14 protein-coding genes and 1 pseudogene are annotated in these 15,820 nt (G+C 57.6%); 5 read left to right on the forward strand and 10 right to left on the reverse strand.

Annotated elements, in window-relative coordinates; all coding sequences use genetic code 11:
- The 5 genes from J2Y56_RS00970 to J2Y56_RS00990 all read right to left on the reverse strand — a co-directional run bounded on the left by J2Y56_RS00970 (position 1) and on the right by J2Y56_RS00990 (position 4,781).
- Complete coding sequence (locus J2Y56_RS00970; RefSeq protein ID WP_310347971.1) at positions 1-1,014, reverse strand: iron ABC transporter substrate-binding protein; 1,014 nt, start codon at positions 1,012-1,014, stop codon at positions 1-3.
- A gap of 276 nt (positions 1,015-1,290) precedes the next feature.
- Positions 1,291-1,860: a PqiC family protein gene (locus J2Y56_RS00975; RefSeq protein WP_310347972.1), complete on the reverse strand. Its 570-nt coding sequence runs from the start codon at positions 1,858-1,860 to the stop codon at positions 1,291-1,293.
- Positions 1,861-1,892: 32 nt separating this feature from the next.
- Positions 1,893-3,551 carry an MlaD family protein gene (locus J2Y56_RS00980; RefSeq protein WP_310347974.1) on the reverse strand — a complete coding sequence of 553 codons (1,659 nt, stop codon included), beginning with the start codon at positions 3,549-3,551 and terminating at the stop codon, positions 1,893-1,895.
- Complete coding sequence (locus J2Y56_RS00985; protein ID WP_310347976.1) at positions 3,532-4,188, reverse strand: paraquat-inducible protein A; 657 nt, start codon at positions 4,186-4,188, stop codon at positions 3,532-3,534. Before J2Y56_RS00985 ends, J2Y56_RS00980 begins: the two co-directional genes overlap by 20 nt.
- Positions 4,185-4,781 (reverse strand): paraquat-inducible protein A, encoded by a 597-nt coding sequence (locus J2Y56_RS00990; protein ID WP_007945965.1) that lies wholly within the window; start codon positions 4,779-4,781, stop codon positions 4,185-4,187. Before J2Y56_RS00990 ends, J2Y56_RS00985 begins: the two co-directional genes overlap by 4 nt.
- A gap of 216 nt (positions 4,782-4,997) precedes the next feature.
- On the opposite strand from J2Y56_RS00990, the gene J2Y56_RS00995 reads away from it, so the two are divergent.
- Positions 4,998-5,615, forward strand: coding sequence for a dihydrofolate reductase family protein (locus tag J2Y56_RS00995; RefSeq protein ID WP_310347979.1), 618 nt, complete (start codon positions 4,998-5,000; stop codon positions 5,613-5,615).
- A gap of 197 nt (positions 5,616-5,812) precedes the next feature.
- Complete coding sequence (locus J2Y56_RS01000) at positions 5,813-7,360, forward strand: phospholipase D family protein (protein ID WP_310348360.1); 1,548 nt, start codon at positions 5,813-5,815, stop codon at positions 7,358-7,360.
- 20 nt (positions 7,361-7,380) lie between these two features.
- Here the strand turns inward: J2Y56_RS01000 and J2Y56_RS01005 are convergent.
- Together J2Y56_RS01005 and J2Y56_RS01010 are read right to left on the reverse strand one after the other, a co-directional pair.
- Positions 7,381-8,086, reverse strand: a pseudogene (locus J2Y56_RS01005) (class I SAM-dependent methyltransferase).
- Positions 8,086-9,501: a DUF2252 domain-containing protein gene (locus J2Y56_RS01010; protein ID WP_405046830.1), complete on the reverse strand. Its 1,416-nt coding sequence runs from the start codon at positions 9,499-9,501 to the stop codon at positions 8,086-8,088. Before J2Y56_RS01010 ends, J2Y56_RS01005 begins: the two are co-directional and overlap by 1 nt.
- A gap of 399 nt (positions 9,502-9,900) precedes the next feature.
- Between J2Y56_RS01010 and J2Y56_RS01015 the strand changes: the two genes are divergently transcribed.
- Together J2Y56_RS01015 and J2Y56_RS01020 are read left to right on the forward strand one after the other, a co-directional pair.
- On the forward strand, positions 9,901-10,608 hold the full coding sequence (locus J2Y56_RS01015; protein ID WP_310347981.1) for a hypothetical protein: 708 nt from the start codon (positions 9,901-9,903) through the stop codon (positions 10,606-10,608).
- A 309-nt stretch (positions 10,609-10,917) separates the two neighbouring features.
- The gene (locus J2Y56_RS01020; protein WP_007945973.1) at positions 10,918-11,181 is read left to right on the forward strand and encodes a hypothetical protein; all 264 of its coding nucleotides are present in this window, start codon (positions 10,918-10,920) and stop codon (positions 11,179-11,181) included.
- Positions 11,182-11,387: 206 nt separating this feature from the next.
- Here J2Y56_RS01020 and J2Y56_RS01025 read toward each other — a convergent pair whose 3' ends face one another.
- From J2Y56_RS01025 to J2Y56_RS01035, 3 genes are all read right to left on the reverse strand, one after another.
- On the reverse strand, positions 11,388-12,683 hold the full coding sequence (locus J2Y56_RS01025; RefSeq protein ID WP_310347983.1) for an OprD family porin: 1,296 nt from the start codon (positions 12,681-12,683) through the stop codon (positions 11,388-11,390).
- A gap of 131 nt (positions 12,684-12,814) precedes the next feature.
- On the reverse strand, positions 12,815-13,270 hold the full coding sequence (locus J2Y56_RS01030) for a type II 3-dehydroquinate dehydratase (RefSeq protein ID WP_310347984.1): 456 nt from the start codon (positions 13,268-13,270) through the stop codon (positions 12,815-12,817).
- A gap of 15 nt (positions 13,271-13,285) precedes the next feature.
- A complete protein-coding gene (locus tag J2Y56_RS01035) occupies positions 13,286-14,641 on the reverse strand; it encodes an MFS transporter (RefSeq protein ID WP_007945977.1) in 1,356 nt (451 codons plus the stop codon).
- A gap of 167 nt (positions 14,642-14,808) precedes the next feature.
- On the opposite strand from J2Y56_RS01035, the gene J2Y56_RS01040 reads away from it, so the two are divergent.
- Positions 14,809-15,693 (forward strand): LysR family transcriptional regulator, encoded by an 885-nt coding sequence (locus J2Y56_RS01040; RefSeq protein ID WP_007945978.1) that lies wholly within the window; start codon positions 14,809-14,811, stop codon positions 15,691-15,693.
- The last annotated feature ends 127 nt before the right edge of the window (positions 15,694-15,820 follow it).

A 15,820-nucleotide genomic window follows, 5' to 3' on the forward strand; every position in this document is an offset into this window, starting at 1 on the left:
TTAGAGCAGTCCCGCCTGAGTCATCAGCTCCACGGCTTTTTTACTGTCGAGTTTTGAGGCGTCGACTGTCGGCGCGTCGAGCTGCTGCAAAGGCACCAGTTTAGGGTTGGAAGGTGCGTTCTTGCCCACGGCGTATTCGAACGATTTACCGGTTTCGAGGACTTTCTGGCCTTCTTTGCCGGTGATCCACTTCAGCAATGCTTGAGCGTCGTCCTTGTGTTTGCTGGACGCCAGAACGCCGCCCCCGGAGACGCTGACAAAGGCGCCCGGGTCGTTGTGTTTGAAGTAGTGCAGGGCGGTGTTCTTGCTGTTTTCGCCAGTCTTGGCCTGGTCGCCGTAGCTGTAATAGTGATAGATCACGCCACTGTCGACCTGGCCGGCATTGACCGCCTTGAGCACCGAGCTGTTGCCACGGTAAGCCGTGTAGTTGGCTTTCATTCCTTTGAGCCACTCAAGGGTGGCCGCTTCGCCCTTGAGCTCAAGCACTGCGGCGACGATGGCCTGGAAATCGGCACCGGCGGGGGACGCGCCCCAACGGCCTTTCCAGTTTGGCCCGGCCAGGTCCATCAGGGATTTTGGCAGATCGGCTTCAGGCAGTTTGCTCGGGTTGTAGACGAACACGGTGGAGCGCGCAGCGATCCCGACCCATTTGCCATCCGCCGGACGATATGCCGCGTTCACTTGCTCAAGCGTTGACGGCGCTACTGGTGCAAGCAGGCCCGCTTTGTCCACCAGCACCATGGCCGGAGAGTTCTCGGTCAGGAATACATCGGCCGGGGAGGCGGCACCTTCCTGCACGATCTGATTGCCCATCTCGGTGTCGTCGCCGTTGCGCACGGTGACTTTTATCCCGGTTTCCTTGGTGAACCCCTCTACCCAGGCCTTGGTCAGGCTTTCGTGTTGGGCGTTGTAGACCACTATGCCGTCAGTGTCGGCGGCATACACGTGGCCGGCGCTCAGCAGTGCAGTGGTCAGCAGTGCAGATTTGAGGAACGAAGGGATAGAGGGCGTCATTCTGGGGGGCAGCTCCTGTTCTTTTTAGAAGTCATGCACGCCGATTCACTGGAGAAACAATGCGAACCATTTGCATGTTTTGAGGGGCAAGGAATTTAGAACGCAAAATGAGAAAAAAACGTCAAAGAAACCGTTAATACATGTCATTTTCATTCAGGTTAGCAGGCCTTCAGCACCTTGCCTGCGGATTTGAAGACACTCGGTGAGTGTCCATCGGCGGGGTTGAGTCCAGCGGAGGCAGGGCACCGCTGGACACTACCGGGGGAATAAATGGTGTCAGCCGGAGGCCGGGCAGCTCTGTTGTGTCCCCTTGGCCGCCTGGCCGATCAGCGCAGCCAGGCGCTTGACGTTATTCTGCTGGGCCAGGGCCAGGTCTTCGATGCTCTCCCCCGAAGGCGTTTGCAGGATGCTGCGGCAGGTGAGGGACGCGCCATTGACTTCATTGACTTCACTGGTGGGGCGCAGGCGCCAAGTCACATCAATCAGTCCGTATTGCCCGGGAAAGGAGTCAAAACGCAGTACATCCAGGCGCAACGACAGCTTGCGCTGGGGGTTGAGGTTGGCCAGTTGATCCACCAGGGCACTTCGGAACTCCTCGCCCAACGACGCCCCCCACCATTCGGATTCGAGTAGCACCAGGCCGCTGTTGCCTTGGCGAATAACCACCTGTGGCCGGTCAACCTGCGCCGGTAAACTGAGGCTCTCAATCTCGATGACCACCGTGTTACTGCGCGTTGCACTACCTGTGTGCGCCGGCATCAGGGTGTGATAGTGAACAGGTTCACTGCGGCAGGCCGCGAGCAGCAGGAGCGCCGCAACCAAGGTGAGCTTCAGCGAAAAAGCCATGGATGTTGCTCCTTTCTTCTGCTGCGCGGTCATTATTTGTAGTCCTTTGCCGCGGGATTTTCAGGTCGACCACGAAGCAGTGATTCCGGATGCCGGATCAGGTAATCGGCCAGCTCACGCAATGCTCGCGATGTGCGTTCCAGTTCAGTCAGGGTCTGTCCGAGTTTTTCTCGTGATGGCGAACCATCGGAAAGGGTGGCGTTAGCCGATTGCAGGGTCGTGTTCGCCGACAGCAACGTCTTGCTGACGTCCGACAGGGCGGTATCGACGCCGGGCAGTGTCTTGCTGTTGAATTTCCCCAGCCCTTTGCGCAGTTCCACCAGGTTGCTATCGAGGTTGCCGGCAATGCGTTCGATCGGCAGGTTGTTGACCTTGTCGACCATGGATTCGAGTTTTTCCTGCAATTGTTCGAGGCTTCCCGGAACCGTTGGAATCACGACCGGGCGCGCGGTTGTATCGAAGACCACCTTGTCTGCTTTAGGGTAGAAGTCCAGGGCGATGTACAACTGGCCGGTCAACAAGTTGCCGGTGCGGGCCTGGGCGCGCAGGCCGTTTTCGATGAAGGTGCCAATCATCCGGACACCAGCCGCTTCGTCATTGGGATCATGATTGAGCGACTTGATCATTTTGGTGTGGGCCTGACCCAGTCGTTGCGGGTAGATCACGATGCCGACACTGATCGGAAAACTGCGTTTTTTCTCGTCGAAATCCAGATTGACCGACACCACCTTGCCGATTTCTATGCCCAGGAATTCGACCGGCGCATCAACCTTCAGCCCACGCATGGCCTGATCGAAACGCAAGGCCAGGAACTGTGCCTTGCCATTGGGTGGGGCGAGGGCGGTTTGCTGATCCTCGAACAGCTCGTAGGCATACTCTTCGGGGGCAGGTTTGTCGTCCGGGTTGTATTCCGGCGCACGGAAGGCAATACCGCCCACCAACAAGGAAGACAACGATTCGGTTTTGACATCAATGCCGTTGGCATCGAGGCTCACGTCCACACCGCTGGCATTCCAGAACCGGGTGTTTTCAGTGACGTACTGGTCATTGGGCGCATGGATGAACAGGTCGATGTTCACCCCTTTGCCATCCGGGTCCAGTGCATAAGCCACTACCTGACCGACCGGAATCTTGCGGTAATACACCGGCGAGCCGACGTCCAGCGACCCCAAATCCTGCGTGTGCAAGGTGAAACGCTTGCCCGGTTCGCCATAGGTGATGGCCGGCGGGATTTCCAGGCCCTTGAAGTTTTTCGCGCGGCCATTGGCCTGACCGATATCAGCGCCGATGTAATCCCCGGACAGCAACGTATCGATCCCCGACACCCCACCGGCACCGATACGCGGACGCACGACCCAGAACTGCGAGTCTGAACGGGTGAAACCTTCGGCTTGTTTGGTCAGTTTGATCGTGGCGTTGACACTCTTCTGGTCGCTGCTCAGCTCCACGTCCGAGACTTGGCCGATGACTACACTGCGGTATTTGACCTCGGTCTTGTTGGCTGTCAGGCCATCCCCCGTCTTGAACGTGACAGTGATGGTCGGGCCTTCCTGCAAGATGCTGTGGACTACCAGTGATAACCCCACCAATACCGCAACAATGGGGACGATCCAGACCAGCGAGACGCTGCGACCGGTCTTGATTGGTGCCTGGCCGGGGGCTTGTGGCCCGTCAGTGGCTTGCGACTTCATCCATGACCTCCTCGTTTTGTGGGTTTTCCCGCTCGTTATCCCAAATCAGGCGCGGGTCGAAACTCATCGCTGACAGCATGGTGAACACCACCACCAAACCAAAAAACAGAATGCCCGCACGCGGTTCGATGTCGGCCAGGGCTTTGAACTTCACCAGTGATGCCACCAGTGCCACCACGATCACATCCAGCATTGACCAGTAACCGATGACCTCGACGAAGCGGTACAACTGTGACCGCTCCTTGCTCGCCCAGAGACTGCTGCGATGCACGGACATCAGCAAAAACGTAAGGGCTACGAACTTGACGCCCGGCACCGCGATGCTGGCGATAAAAATGATCAACGCGATGTCCCAGGCGCCGGCCGCCCAAAACTCCAGCACACCGCTCATGATCGTGCTGTCGGCGCCGTTGCCGAGCATCTTGGTGTTCATGACCGGCAATAGATTGGCCGGGACGTAAAACGCCAGGGCCGTGAACATAAAGGCCCACGTACGGGCCAGCGAATTGGTTTTACGCCGATGCAACGGAGCGCCACAGCGTTCGCATTCGTGCGGTTGATCGGTGAAGTCGCAGGCCATGCCGCAGGTATGGCACAGGCACAGGTTGAGATCGGCGGCGGCCGGGGGCGTGTTCATAAGATGTCCCATAATTCACGGATATCGCGCCCGGCGATGCGGATCACCACCAGGCTGAGCACGGCCAGGGCAAACAGGCCGATGCCCGGCAAAACGTCGAGAAATCCGGCGAGTTTGATCACAGCGACCATCGCTCCCAGAAAGCAGACCTCCAGCATGCTCCAGGGCCGGAGGGCTTCGAGCCAGCGCATGCAGAATTTAAAACCGGGTGATCGACGATGGGTGAGCGCGAAACTCAGGACCCAGATCAGCAGCAACAGTTGGGAAATCGGCGCGAGGATCATTGCGATGGCCGCGACCAAAGCGATAAAGGTGATCGGCCCCTGGCTCAAGGCCAATACCGAATCCCACAATGTTGCGCTGTTTCTAACGCCTTTCAGACTGATGGTCATGACGGGATAAAGGTTGGCGAAAATCCATAGCATCAAGGCCGCGCAGGTCAACGCCAGTCGTTGCTCCACCGTCATGCGGTTATGGCGCTGCAGCACGGCGCCGCAGCACGTACACAGGGTTTTCTGGTGTTCAACGAGCGTGACTTTTTCAAACACACAGTCGCAGTGCTCGCAGATGATCAATTGATCAGTAGTTGCCATGGGCCAAGGCTCAACAGGAGGCAGGAAATTCAGAGCACCCCCTCAATATAGAAGTGCCTTGCAATTGAGCAAATCGAAAGTCGAAACGGTGCGGATCTCTATCGCCGGTCGGTGGTATCTCCCTGTCGATTTCACAGCGGCCCGTTCGACTATCCTTCAGGGAACTCACGGTTAACCCTTGACGTTCCCTGTACGAGTACTCACTGGGAGTAGGCTATGCGCAAGCTCACCGTTGCCGCATTCATGAGTCTGGATGGCGTTATGCAAGCGCCCGGCGGGCCTGAAGAGGACACCAGCGGCGGATTCCTCTATGGCGGCTGGATCGTGCCCTACGCCGACAACGTCTCCGGCCAGGCCATCCAGGACCTGTTCGCGAAACCGTTCGAATTGCTGCTGGGGCGGCGTACCTACGACATTTTTGCCGCTTACTGGCCGTACCGGGAGGCCGATGCAAACAGCCACGCCATCGCTGACCTGTTCAACAGCGTGCCCAAGCATGTGGCTACGCATCACCCCGATTCGCTGGATTGGCACAACAGCCATGCCTTGCAGGGACACCTGGTCGACGCGATACGCACACTCAAGCGCGGGGAGGGCGCCGATCTCTTGACCCAGGGTAGCGGCGATCTGGTGCGCCAACTGCTTGCCGCCGGGTTGGTGGACGAGCTCAGGCTTATGATTTTTCCCGTGGTACTGGGCCGTGGCAAGCGCTTGTTCGACGACACGGCGCAAGCGTTGGCGTTCACGTTGGCGCATTCGGTCAGCACGCCTGGCGGTGTGCTGATCGCCCGCTATGTCAGCCTAGGCGAGGTGCGCACAGGAACGTTTGAATAGATTGGCGTCAAGCTTGAATAAGCGCCTCAAGTTCGGCTTATTCACGGGCTGACACGCCCGGAAAATATCGACACGCTTCGCTCGAACCGGGCTTTACTGAAGTAAGGTCTGCAGCGTGCCGTGGGCTGCATTTTTTCGGCATCAGGCAAGTACCGTCAAAACTACTCCCGTTGAGGTTGAGGACGAGCCCCTTGTCCATGTCCTGGTTCTTCCCCACGCTGTTGTTCGTATTGCTGGTTGCCGGCTGCGCCACTACGCCCTTGCCCCACGAATTCAGCGAGACACTACCCGCCAGTGATTCGTCGTTCGGGCGCTCCATTCAGGCCCAGGTCGCCCCGCATGTGGGGCGCTCGGGTTTTCGCCTGTTGCCTAACAGCAGTGAAGCGTTCCGGGCGCGCGCCGAATTGATCCGCAATGCGCAGAAAAGCATCGATTTGCAGTACTACATCGTACATAACGGTCTCAGCACCCGGGTACTGGTGCATGAATTGTTGGGGGCTGCCGATCGCGGCGTACGGATACGCATATTGCTCGATGACACGGCCAGCGACGGCCAGGAAGAAGTCATCGCGACCTTGGCCGTGCACCCGAACATCTATATTCGGGTCTTCAACCCTTTGCATCTGGGCCGCAGTACCCTGGTCACCCGAACCATGGGCCGCCTGCTTGATCTTTCCCAACAGCATCGGCGCATGCACAACAAACTGTGGCTGGCCGACAACAGCGTGGCCATCGTCGGCGGACGCAACCTGGGGGATGAATATTTCGACGCCAAGCCCGATCTCAACTTCACCGACATGGACTTGATGTGCTTCGGCCCGGTCGCCGAGCAGCTGGGCCACAGCTTCGATCAGTACTGGAACAGCACGTTGAGTCAGCCCATCAGTGACTTGGTGCTTAACAAACCCACCGCTGAAGACTTGCTAAAGAGTCGCCAGGACCTCGAACAATCGCTCCAAGGTGCACGTACCGAAAACAAAGCCTTGTACGACCACCTCATGACCTATCGGTCTAAACCGCAACTCAATACGTGGCGCAAGCAGCTGATCTGGGCCCATGGTCAGGCGATGTGGGATGCCCCAAGCAAGGTCCTGGCCGACGACGAACCCGCCCGTTCACTATTGATGGCCACACAACTGCGACCTGCACTCGACAGCGTCAGCAAGGAATTCATTTTGATTTCGGCTTACTTCGTCCCGCAAAAACCGGGCATGAGCTACCTCACCGGTCGTGCCGATGCCGGTGTTGATGTGCGCCTGTTGACCAACTCACTGGAAGCCACCGATGTACCAGCCGTGCATGGCGGCTATGCGCCTTACCGCAAGACCTTGCTTGAACATGGCGTGAAGCTCTATGAACTGCGGCGCCAGCAGGATGACCCCAGTGGCGGTTCATCCCGGGGCTTCAGTGGTGGTTCGGACTCCAGTTTGCATACCAAGGCCATGATTCTGGACAAGCAGAAGGTGTTCATCGGCTCCTTCAATTTCGACCCGCGCTCAGTGTTCTGGAACACTGAAGTCGGGGTGCTGGTCGATAGCTCTGAATTGGCCGGCTACATGCGCGAGCTGGCGCTTGATGGCATGGCACCAGCCGTGAGTTACCAGGCTCGTCTGGAAAACGGCGAAATTGTCTGGATCGCCGAAGACGACGGCGTTCGGCATACCTTGCATGAGGAGCCCGGAGGCAAATGGCGCGGCTTCAAAGCCTGGCTCAGTGACAAGATTGGCCTGGAGAAAATGCTCTAGTCAGAAGTTCGAACAGGCTCTCACCCCCGTTGCTCTGCCACCAACAGCAGCGACTGCGGCACCGGACTTTGCGGGTGCTGCGGCTCTTGCAAGCCCACCAGCCGAAAGCCAGCCATGTCCAGCGCATTGAACCAACTGGACAAGGTGCGAAAATACCAGGGCATGGGTCGCCACTGCCCCTCAAACCCGGCGAAGGTCTCTTCCCGCCAACCATCCTGATAATCGCCCGCCGCTGTAGTCCACGGATGCAGCGTCTGGATCACCAGCGTGCCGCCAGGGACGAGCAGGGCATTCATGGCGGCAAGCAGAGGAATGATGTCCTGGTGCAACAGTGCAAAGTTGGCGCAGATCAGGTCGTAGTCGTGGCCGACGTTCACTTTCGCTTCCACCAATGCTTCATAACTCGCCAAATGCACCGGTGAAGCGCCCGCTGCCCGCGCCGCCTCGACCAGTGTCGCGTCTCCATCCACACCGACCGCCTTGATGCCCCGTTCAGCCAGCGCGCAATAACCAACCCTCGCCACAACCCAGGTCAAGTACGTGCTCGGGCTGGCGACCCGTCACCGCCAACAGGATGGCCTGGTCGGTGACCCTCAGGCGGCTTTCAATGGCGCCGGTGCGGATGGCTTCGATCCAGGATTGGGCGTTGTGGTGCCAACTTTGCACCAGTGTGAGTTCGGGGGCAGATAGATCGATGTCCGGCGTTGTCTGTTGGATCGGCTCCATCACTCTTCTTCTCTCAGCACGTTGATCCGCCCTGATTTTTCCGCGGCCACCAGCGCGGCATGGTCTTTCTCATTTTGATCGGCATAGGCGATGGCAAATGTTCCGATGGCCTGGTCAAAGGAATCGGTCTTGCCCAGGTAGCCACTAATGAGTGCCGCATCCCCTGATTTGGCGTGAGCACGGGCCAGGGTAAGACCGCACCACTCGGCGTACATTTTCATCCGTGCAGCGGATATGCCTTCAATGGGTGCCGACATTTTCATGTCCCGCAACTGACGCACAAAGAAGTACCGGCCGTTTTGGCCGCGTGTCCAGCCCAAAAAAATGTCGCTGGACGACTGGGTCAGGCGCTGTCCTGTGACGACACGCTGGCCCTGGTTCTCGTAGGCGCTCTTGCCTGCATAGGGCGCCAGCACCGAGGGGCAGGCTTCCTTGAATTGCAGGAGCAATGGATGGTTTTCTGCTGAGAAGAACAGGCCGACGAAACAATAGGTTCCGACACTGCCGATCCCGACGGCTTTGACGGCAATGTCTTCGAGACGGTAGCGATCAAAGAGCACGCGCCGTTCATGGGGCAGCGACAATCGATAGTCCTGCAGCGCCAGATTGACGCTCCGCGCGAAGCCCTTTTCATACACATGAAACAGTATGGGGGGTTGATCGATCAGGCGTCGCCGCCCTCCGACTTCTCCGCTGATCTTGGGAAACAGGTAATCGCCGAGACGCATCCTGGCTTTTGCGACCAGTTGTTCGCGGATTTTCTTGATCTCGGCATTGGGCGCCATATCAATGATCGCCTGGGCATCCAGGCGGTCATACCAGACATCCATCGGGCTCATCTTGGAAAACTTGCGCAAGTACACGCGGTAAGCACGAACGCATTCGGCAGCTATGCCCCGTGCACTTTTATCGCTGAGGCGGTTATCGCGTGCGGCCACGGCAAAACTGATCGCCAGGCGTTTGACATCCCACTCCCAGGGAGCGGGGAGCGTTTCGTCGAAATCGTTTATGTCAAAAATCAGATTGCGCTCAGGGGTCGCGAACAACCCGAAGTTCATCAGGTGACAATCCCCGCAGGCCTGCACCTGAATGCCGGTGGAAGGGAGCATGGCCAGGTCATGGGCCATCAAACCCGCAGAACCGCGTAAAAAGGTGAATGGACTGCGCAACATGCGGCCGTACCGCACAGGCACCAGATTGGGCAGTCGATAGCGGTTGGACTCTTCGAGGAGTTTGATCGGGTCACGGTGTTTGCGCCCCGGTTTCCATTCGGCGTGAACGGCATGGGGCAGACGCGAGCGTAATAGCTCACCTTCGTACAGACGTTCCTTGCGCGAGTGAAAGACTCGTTCGTCCCCGTGGTCTTGCGATTGCCCTGTCATGCGGTTGGCAAGCCTGTTTTTGCGGGGGGCCATGTCCACTCCTTTGCTCAACGAAATATGACTCGCTTGGGCACAGGATCGGGTAATTCGACTGTTCCTTCAGCCACGGAGAACACGTGCGCCAGTAGGCTGCAAAGCGCCACAGCTACTGTTTCCAGCGTAGCAGTTCTGATCCGGGATGCTGCAGGGTGCGTGTTGATGGTTGAACTTTGGGCGGACAATTTTTATCTAAAATAAATGTGGGAATACTTCCCGCTCAACGTTGCTGACTGGCTCTGAAGGATCGTGCGGAAACCGCAGTTGCTTGTTCTTGATATTGCTGCAGATAAATGACCGCGCCGGTTGGCTGGCCGCTCCAATGGGCGGCCGGGAACTCATTGGTGATCGCGTTCCATACGGAGATAACGACGCAACGCCAAGCGGAGGTGCATCATGCTGCTCAAGCAATGTGTATTGGCGCTCGCCATTGGCGGCGTCCTCTCGGCATCGACTGTTCTGGTGCCCGATTACATCAGTAGTTTCTCCAGCGTGTATGCCAAAGATGGCGGCGGTAGCGGCGGAGGCAGTGGTGGTCACGGAGGTGGCTCCGGCAGCGGAGGTTCCGGAGGCAGTGGTCACGGTGGCGACGGCGGCGGTGGAGGCGGTGGAGGCTCCAACAGTGGCGGCTCCAGCGGCGGTCACGGTAACAGCGGCCATGGAGAGGGCGGCGGTCACGCTGCCGGTCATGACGGTGTCGCCGGCAACAGAGGTCCCGGTAATGCGCATGACAACGACGCTGACAACAATGGCGCCGACGCGGCCAGGGATGCTGCCAAAAATGATGCAGATGCCGCCCGAGATACGGCGAGAGCCACTGCAGATGCCAACAGAAATGCTGCCCGAGCTGAGGCCGATGCGGCCAGGGACGCTGCAAAAGCTGCCGGTGTAGCGGGCGCAGACGCAACCCGAGATGCGGCAAGGGCCGCGGCAGATGCGACCCGGGACGCCGCCAAGGCTGACGCAGATGCCACCAGAGATGCGGCAAAGGCGGCTGCAGATGCGAACAGAGATGCAGCCAAAGCCGAGGCGCGCGCAGCCAGAGGTGATTTGGCGGACGCTCCAGACGCGCCGGACAGGGATGTGGCTGAGGTACAAAACTAGACCTGCAAGATCCGCAGGCCTGTCAGCAGAAGACGTTCCGCAAACATAAAGGACGGTTAAAAGTCGCAATCCCCGGAAAGACACCGGGGTTGCGACTTTCTTTCAAAATGGGGATGCGACGGAGCCGGGCAGGGGAGTCTGGCGCGACAGGCGGAAATCAACACCCTTGTAGGACCGCCCATGTCGTCTATTGTTAAACACCACATTCCGAGGCTTTAAATTCGGTGTGCGTTGTCATACCGCGCCAGTCGCCCTAAATGGTGATCGGCAGGGCACGAAGTCATTGAATACTCTGGTAGGAGGAAGATCATGATGCGCAAACATTATTTGACTGTCCTGGCCACACTGGCCATCGCAACTGGCGGCATCTGGGGGTCGACGCTGGCCCATGCGACCGATCAGGCTGACCAACGACAGGAGTCCCGCGATGTCAAGCAGGAAGGGCGCGAGGGTTCCCGGGAAGCCAAGGAGGAATGCAAGGAGGGTGATGAAAAGAGTCGCAACGATTGCCGTCAGGACAAGCGCGACACCAAACAGGACTCGCGCGACACCGCTCGTGATGTGAAATATTGATAATTAACCCGTTTCAGTCCATCAACGAGTCAATTATCCGAGAGTCGGTCAAGGGGGCAGGAAGACGTCGCAACGGACTTTTCCGTCCGACAGAAGCCCTCACTTGACTGGTTGCTGGCTCCGTGTGGGTAAAAAGCACCAGTACAACCCGGCTGCGTTCGATCCATTTCCTTTCAGATGAACGCAGCGTGCTCAGCTAGACGGTGTTACAGCAACGATATCGGGTAGTTGATGAAGATGCGGTTTTCGTCAAACTCGTTGGTGCTGAAGTTTTTCCGAATACTTGCATTTCGCCATTTGACGCTCAGGTTTTTCAAAGCGCCAGACTGAATGGTATAGGCCAACTCCGATTCGCGGCCCCATTCTTTGCCATCGGTGATAGTGCCTGTGTGCACGTTGTCGCCACTGATGTAGCGGTTCATCAACGTCAGCCCCGGGACACCCATTCCGACGAAGTTATAGTCATGGCGAACCTGCCAGGAGCGTTCCTGGGCGTTGTCGTAGCTGGAGTTGTAGCTGTCGTTCGCCAATGTGCCGCCACTGGAACCGTTGACCCGCATCCACGCGTTTTCACCAGTGAGCTTTTGCAGGCCAACATAGAAGGTGTTGCCACCCAGTTTGGCGGAGAACAGGCCAAAGGCTGTCTTGTTGTCCAGATCACCGGCCAGGCTGGCGCCGTTTTCCTTGCCCGTGAAATAGCCCATATTGGCGCCTAGAACCCAGTCACCTACAGGTTGGCTGTGGTTCAGGCTGAAATATTGCTGCTGGTAGATATCTTCAAGTTCGTCGTACCACAGCCCAACCGTGGTGCGTTTCTCATTGAAGTTGTATTCACCGCCGGCGAAGTTGAATCGATCGGAGGTGAACGCCGCTTTGCCGTTCATGGACATGTCTTCCATGCTGGCGTCATTGCGCGGGCTGTTCTGGCGGATTTGACCGCCATACAACGACAACCCACCGATCTCCTGCGAGGTGATCTGAGCACCTTGAAAGGTCTGCGGCAACGAGCGACCGTCATCCGAACGCAGAATAGGTAGGGTACTGACCCATTCGCCCACTTTTACAACCGTCTTTGAAACCTTGGCCTTGGCGGCAACCCCCAGCCGTCCAAAGTTGTCAGCAGGCTCTCCATCACCATGGACAGGCAACAGTTGCGTGCCGGCAGTGCCTTTGCCCCCGTCAAGTTTCTGCGAGTAAAGACCCAGCACATCAACGCCGAAACCTACCGGGCCTTGGGTATAGCCGGAACGGGTATCGAGGATAAAGTTTTGCGTCCATTCCTCAGCTTTGTTCTGTGGATTGGCAGCATTCGGGTAGGCGGGATTGACGAAGTTGCGATTGATGTAGGCGTTGCGCAGATTGAGCGTGGAAGTCGCGCCATCGATAAAACCGGCGTTTTCATCGGCATGAACAACAGTCGCCGAGCCGGCACTGATTGCCAGGGCCAGGCCAATCAAGGAGTAATGTGCGGGCACGTTACGGCGAAAAACAGTGGGATGCATGTTGGTTTTCTCGCATTCAATTATTATTTTGTTGGCAGTTTTTTGCAGCCGGCGCCTGAATTTCAGACGCAGGCGGCTCTGGCAACAATCTGCCGAGAGACCGCCTTGTAAGCGTTTAACGAAGAGGGGTGTTAGCTGTTGGACACCTGACGACGCAGCAGGTCATCAATGGCCCGGATCGCGAGGGGATAACCATCGGCACCCATGCCGCAAATCACCGCATTGACTGCGCCAGACATGATCGAATGGCGATGCAGCTCATCACGTGCATGGATGTTCGACAGATGCAGCTCAATCAGCGGTGTGCTGAGCAGCTTCAGGGCGTCGAGTACCGGAATCGAGTGAAACGAAAAACCGGCCGGGTTGATGATCAAGGATGCGCCTTGCTCAAAAGCCTCTTGAATCCAGTCGACCATCACGCCTTCGTGGTTGGTCTGGCGAAAGTCACATACCAGGTCAAGTTCCTCAGCGAGCCTTTCACTGCGTTGACGAATCTGATCGAGCGTGGTGTGGCCATAGATGTGCGGCTCACGACGACCCAGCAGGTTCAAGTTCGGGCCGTTAAGGATGAAGACGGTGCGGTTCATGATCGTCCTGCTGCGTTATTTGGAAAGAATGGCTGAAGCGCGAGTGTCGACCGCATCGTCTTTGGCGACGGCGTTAAGGTCGATACCACGGGTTTCACGACCCATGCGGATCATGGCCAGCGAAATCAGGTTGATCACGACACACAGGGTTACCAGAGGCCATGGCGAGTTGTTCGACTGGGCAAACAGATAAACCGCGATCATTGGCATTGGGCCGCCGATCACCAGGTTGGCGCCGGTGTAAGCCAGTGCGGAACCCGAATAACGAACCTCGGTCGGGAACGCTTCGGCGAAGGCCACCGGCTGAATGCCGCTCTGAAACTGAACGAAGCCCAGGAACAGGCCCATGATCGCCATGATGGCGGCGACGTTTAGCGTGTTGAGGATCGGGAAGTAGACGAACAGGATCAGCAAGGTCATGCAGGAACCAAAGGTCAGTGCCTTTTTACGGCCCCAACGGTCGGACAGATAACCACCGGCCAGCGCACCGAAAATCGCGCACATGTTAGCCACCATCAGCGACATGAAGCCGGTCGATTGGCTAAAGCCCAGGTGCTTGGTCAGGTAGCTGAGGGAGAAGATCACGATCAGATAGAACAGTGCAGCGGGCGAGCAGAAGAAAAACATCAAGCGCAGGATGGTTTTGTAGTGGCTGCCGACAGCGGTTTTGAGCGGGCTTTTTTCCTGCTTGGCCGGGGTCTTTTTCAAGGCGACGAATGCTGGGGTTTCATCGACTTTCAGTCGGATGAAGATCCCGACTACCACCAGTACGAAACTCATCAGGAACGGGATCCGCCAGCCGAAGCTTTCAAATTGTTCGCTGGAAAGTGTCGCGGCCAGTCCCATCAATACGCCGTTGGCCAATATCTGGCTGAGCGGTGAGCACAAGCCCAACATCCCCGAGTAGCGCCCACGGCGATCAGGTGAGGCGTGTTCCAATGCCATCAATTGGGCGCCGGTGGACTCACCGCCCAGCGCGAAGCCTTGAATGATCCGCAGCAGCACCAGAAGGATCGGCGCCCAGATACCTACCTGACCATAGGTGGGCAACAAGCCCATCAATACCGAAGCCAGACCCATCAGGGTCACGGTGGCCAGCATCAGGTTGCGGCGGCCCACTTTGTCACCGAGGTAACCACAGGTAATCGCGCCCAATGGGCGAGCGGCCAGACCCACACCGAAGGTTGCCAGCGAGGCCAGCAGGCCGGCCGTTGGTTCCATCGCCGGGAAAAACAGCTTAGGCAGAATGGTTGCCGAAATCGCGCCATACAGCGTGAAGTCAAACCACTCCAGGGCAGTGCCAATGGTCGCGGCGGTCACCGCTTTGCGAGGCATGCGCGAATCATGAGTCTCGTGACTGGTTGTGCTCATTGATGTGCTCGTCGTTGTTTTTATGGTTACGGAATACCCATACGATTCCACTAGGGCCCAGGCTCTGGCAGGAAACGTCGAAGTGAGTAGACGTTAACGCATCTTGCTTGCAGAATAATTATCGAAATCCAGACAAATAGATAAGCCAGCCTTATGAGTGAGGGTTAATGGAACTGCGTCACCTAAAAGCCTTTGTGGTCGCCGCCGACCTGCAACACTTCAGCCGGGCGGCCGAACAGTTGGGTATTGCGCAACCGGCACTGAGCCAATTGATGCGAACGCTTGAGTCCGAACTGGGGCTGGCTCTGTTCCGGCGGGAAAATCGCGGGGTGGCGTTGACCGCCGCCGGCCTGGCATTCCTGCCGCATGCGCGCCAATCCATCGAGTCCAGTGAACTGGCAACCGCCGCGGCCCAGCGTGCCCGGCGCGGGGAGGTCGGCGAGATCAACATCGGCTATCACTCAGCCTTGTTCGAGGCCAATCTGCCGCAATTGCTGCGTTACTATTTCAGCACGTTTCCCGAGGTGAACGTATCGCTGGTAGATGCCGGTATTCGTGCGCAGTTTGACATGTTGCTCGACCACAAGCTGGATCTTGCCTTTGCCCGGGTGTTCAAGGATCACCTGCCAGACCGTTTGCGCACCCATCATTTCAGTGAGTCCAACCTCGTTCTACTCATGCCGGACAACCATGAGCTGGCAGAGAGCTTTACCGGAGAGTTGGCGACGCTTCGGCACGAGAAGTTTGTTTTTCTACACGACACTGCGGGTATCGGCTTGACCTCGCACACGCTTCAGGCATGCCGCCAAAACCAGTTGCACCCCAAAAACATCATGTACGTGCCTTCGCTGATGAGTATCCCCGGTTTGGTTGCCGCGGGCATCGGCCTGAGTATCGTGCCTGAAACGATGACTCGGTTGACCATGCCAGGCATACGGATTGTGCCGCTGGCTCAACCGGAAATGGTCAGTGAACTGTCGCTGATTTCACGGATAGATGAGCGTTCCAGTGCGGTTCTGCACTTTATCGAGGAGGCTCATGGGTGGGGATAACCCTACTCATGGGGTAAGGAGCAAAACCTGTGGGAGCGAGCCTGCTCGCGATAGCGGAGTGTCAGTCGACATCGATGGTGCCTGACACTCCGCTATCGCGAGCAGGCTCGCTCCCACAAGGATTTCG

Origin of the sequence: Pseudomonas sp. BE134 (genome assembly GCF_031456105.1) — a bacterium.
Taxonomy (GTDB): Bacteria; Pseudomonadota; Gammaproteobacteria; order Pseudomonadales; family Pseudomonadaceae; genus Aquipseudomonas.

Coding starts and splice junctions, on each gene's coding strand:
- J2Y56_RS01020 (WP_007945973.1), top strand. CDS start 10,918: ATGATGCGCAAACATTATTTGACTGTCCTGGCCACACTGGCCATCGCA.
- J2Y56_RS01010 (WP_405046830.1), bottom strand. CDS start 9,501: ATGGCCCCCCGCAAAAACAGGCTTGCCAACCGCATGACAGGGCAATCG.
- J2Y56_RS00975 (WP_310347972.1), bottom strand. CDS start 1,860: ATGGCTTTTTCGCTGAAGCTCACCTTGGTTGCGGCGCTCCTGCTGCTC.
- J2Y56_RS01015 (WP_310347981.1), top strand. CDS start 9,901: ATGCTGCTCAAGCAATGTGTATTGGCGCTCGCCATTGGCGGCGTCCTC.
- J2Y56_RS01040 (WP_007945978.1), top strand. CDS start 14,809: ATGGAACTGCGTCACCTAAAAGCCTTTGTGGTCGCCGCCGACCTGCAA.
- J2Y56_RS00970 (WP_310347971.1), bottom strand. CDS start 1,014: ATGACGCCCTCTATCCCTTCGTTCCTCAAATCTGCACTGCTGACCACT.
- J2Y56_RS00980 (WP_310347974.1), bottom strand. CDS start 3,551: ATGAAGTCGCAAGCCACTGACGGGCCACAAGCCCCCGGCCAGGCACCA.
- J2Y56_RS01025 (WP_310347983.1), bottom strand. CDS start 12,683: ATGCATCCCACTGTTTTTCGCCGTAACGTGCCCGCACATTACTCCTTG.
- J2Y56_RS01030 (WP_310347984.1), bottom strand. CDS start 13,270: ATGAACCGCACCGTCTTCATCCTTAACGGCCCGAACTTGAACCTGCTG.
- J2Y56_RS00985 (WP_310347976.1), bottom strand. CDS start 4,188: ATGAACACGCCCCCGGCCGCCGCCGATCTCAACCTGTGCCTGTGCCAT.
- J2Y56_RS00995 (WP_310347979.1), top strand. CDS start 4,998: ATGCGCAAGCTCACCGTTGCCGCATTCATGAGTCTGGATGGCGTTATG.
- J2Y56_RS00990 (WP_007945965.1), bottom strand. CDS start 4,781: ATGGCAACTACTGATCAATTGATCATCTGCGAGCACTGCGACTGTGTG.
- J2Y56_RS01000 (WP_310348360.1), top strand. CDS start 5,813: ATGTCCTGGTTCTTCCCCACGCTGTTGTTCGTATTGCTGGTTGCCGGC.
- J2Y56_RS01035 (WP_007945977.1), bottom strand. CDS start 14,641: ATGAGCACAACCAGTCACGAGACTCATGATTCGCGCATGCCTCGCAAA.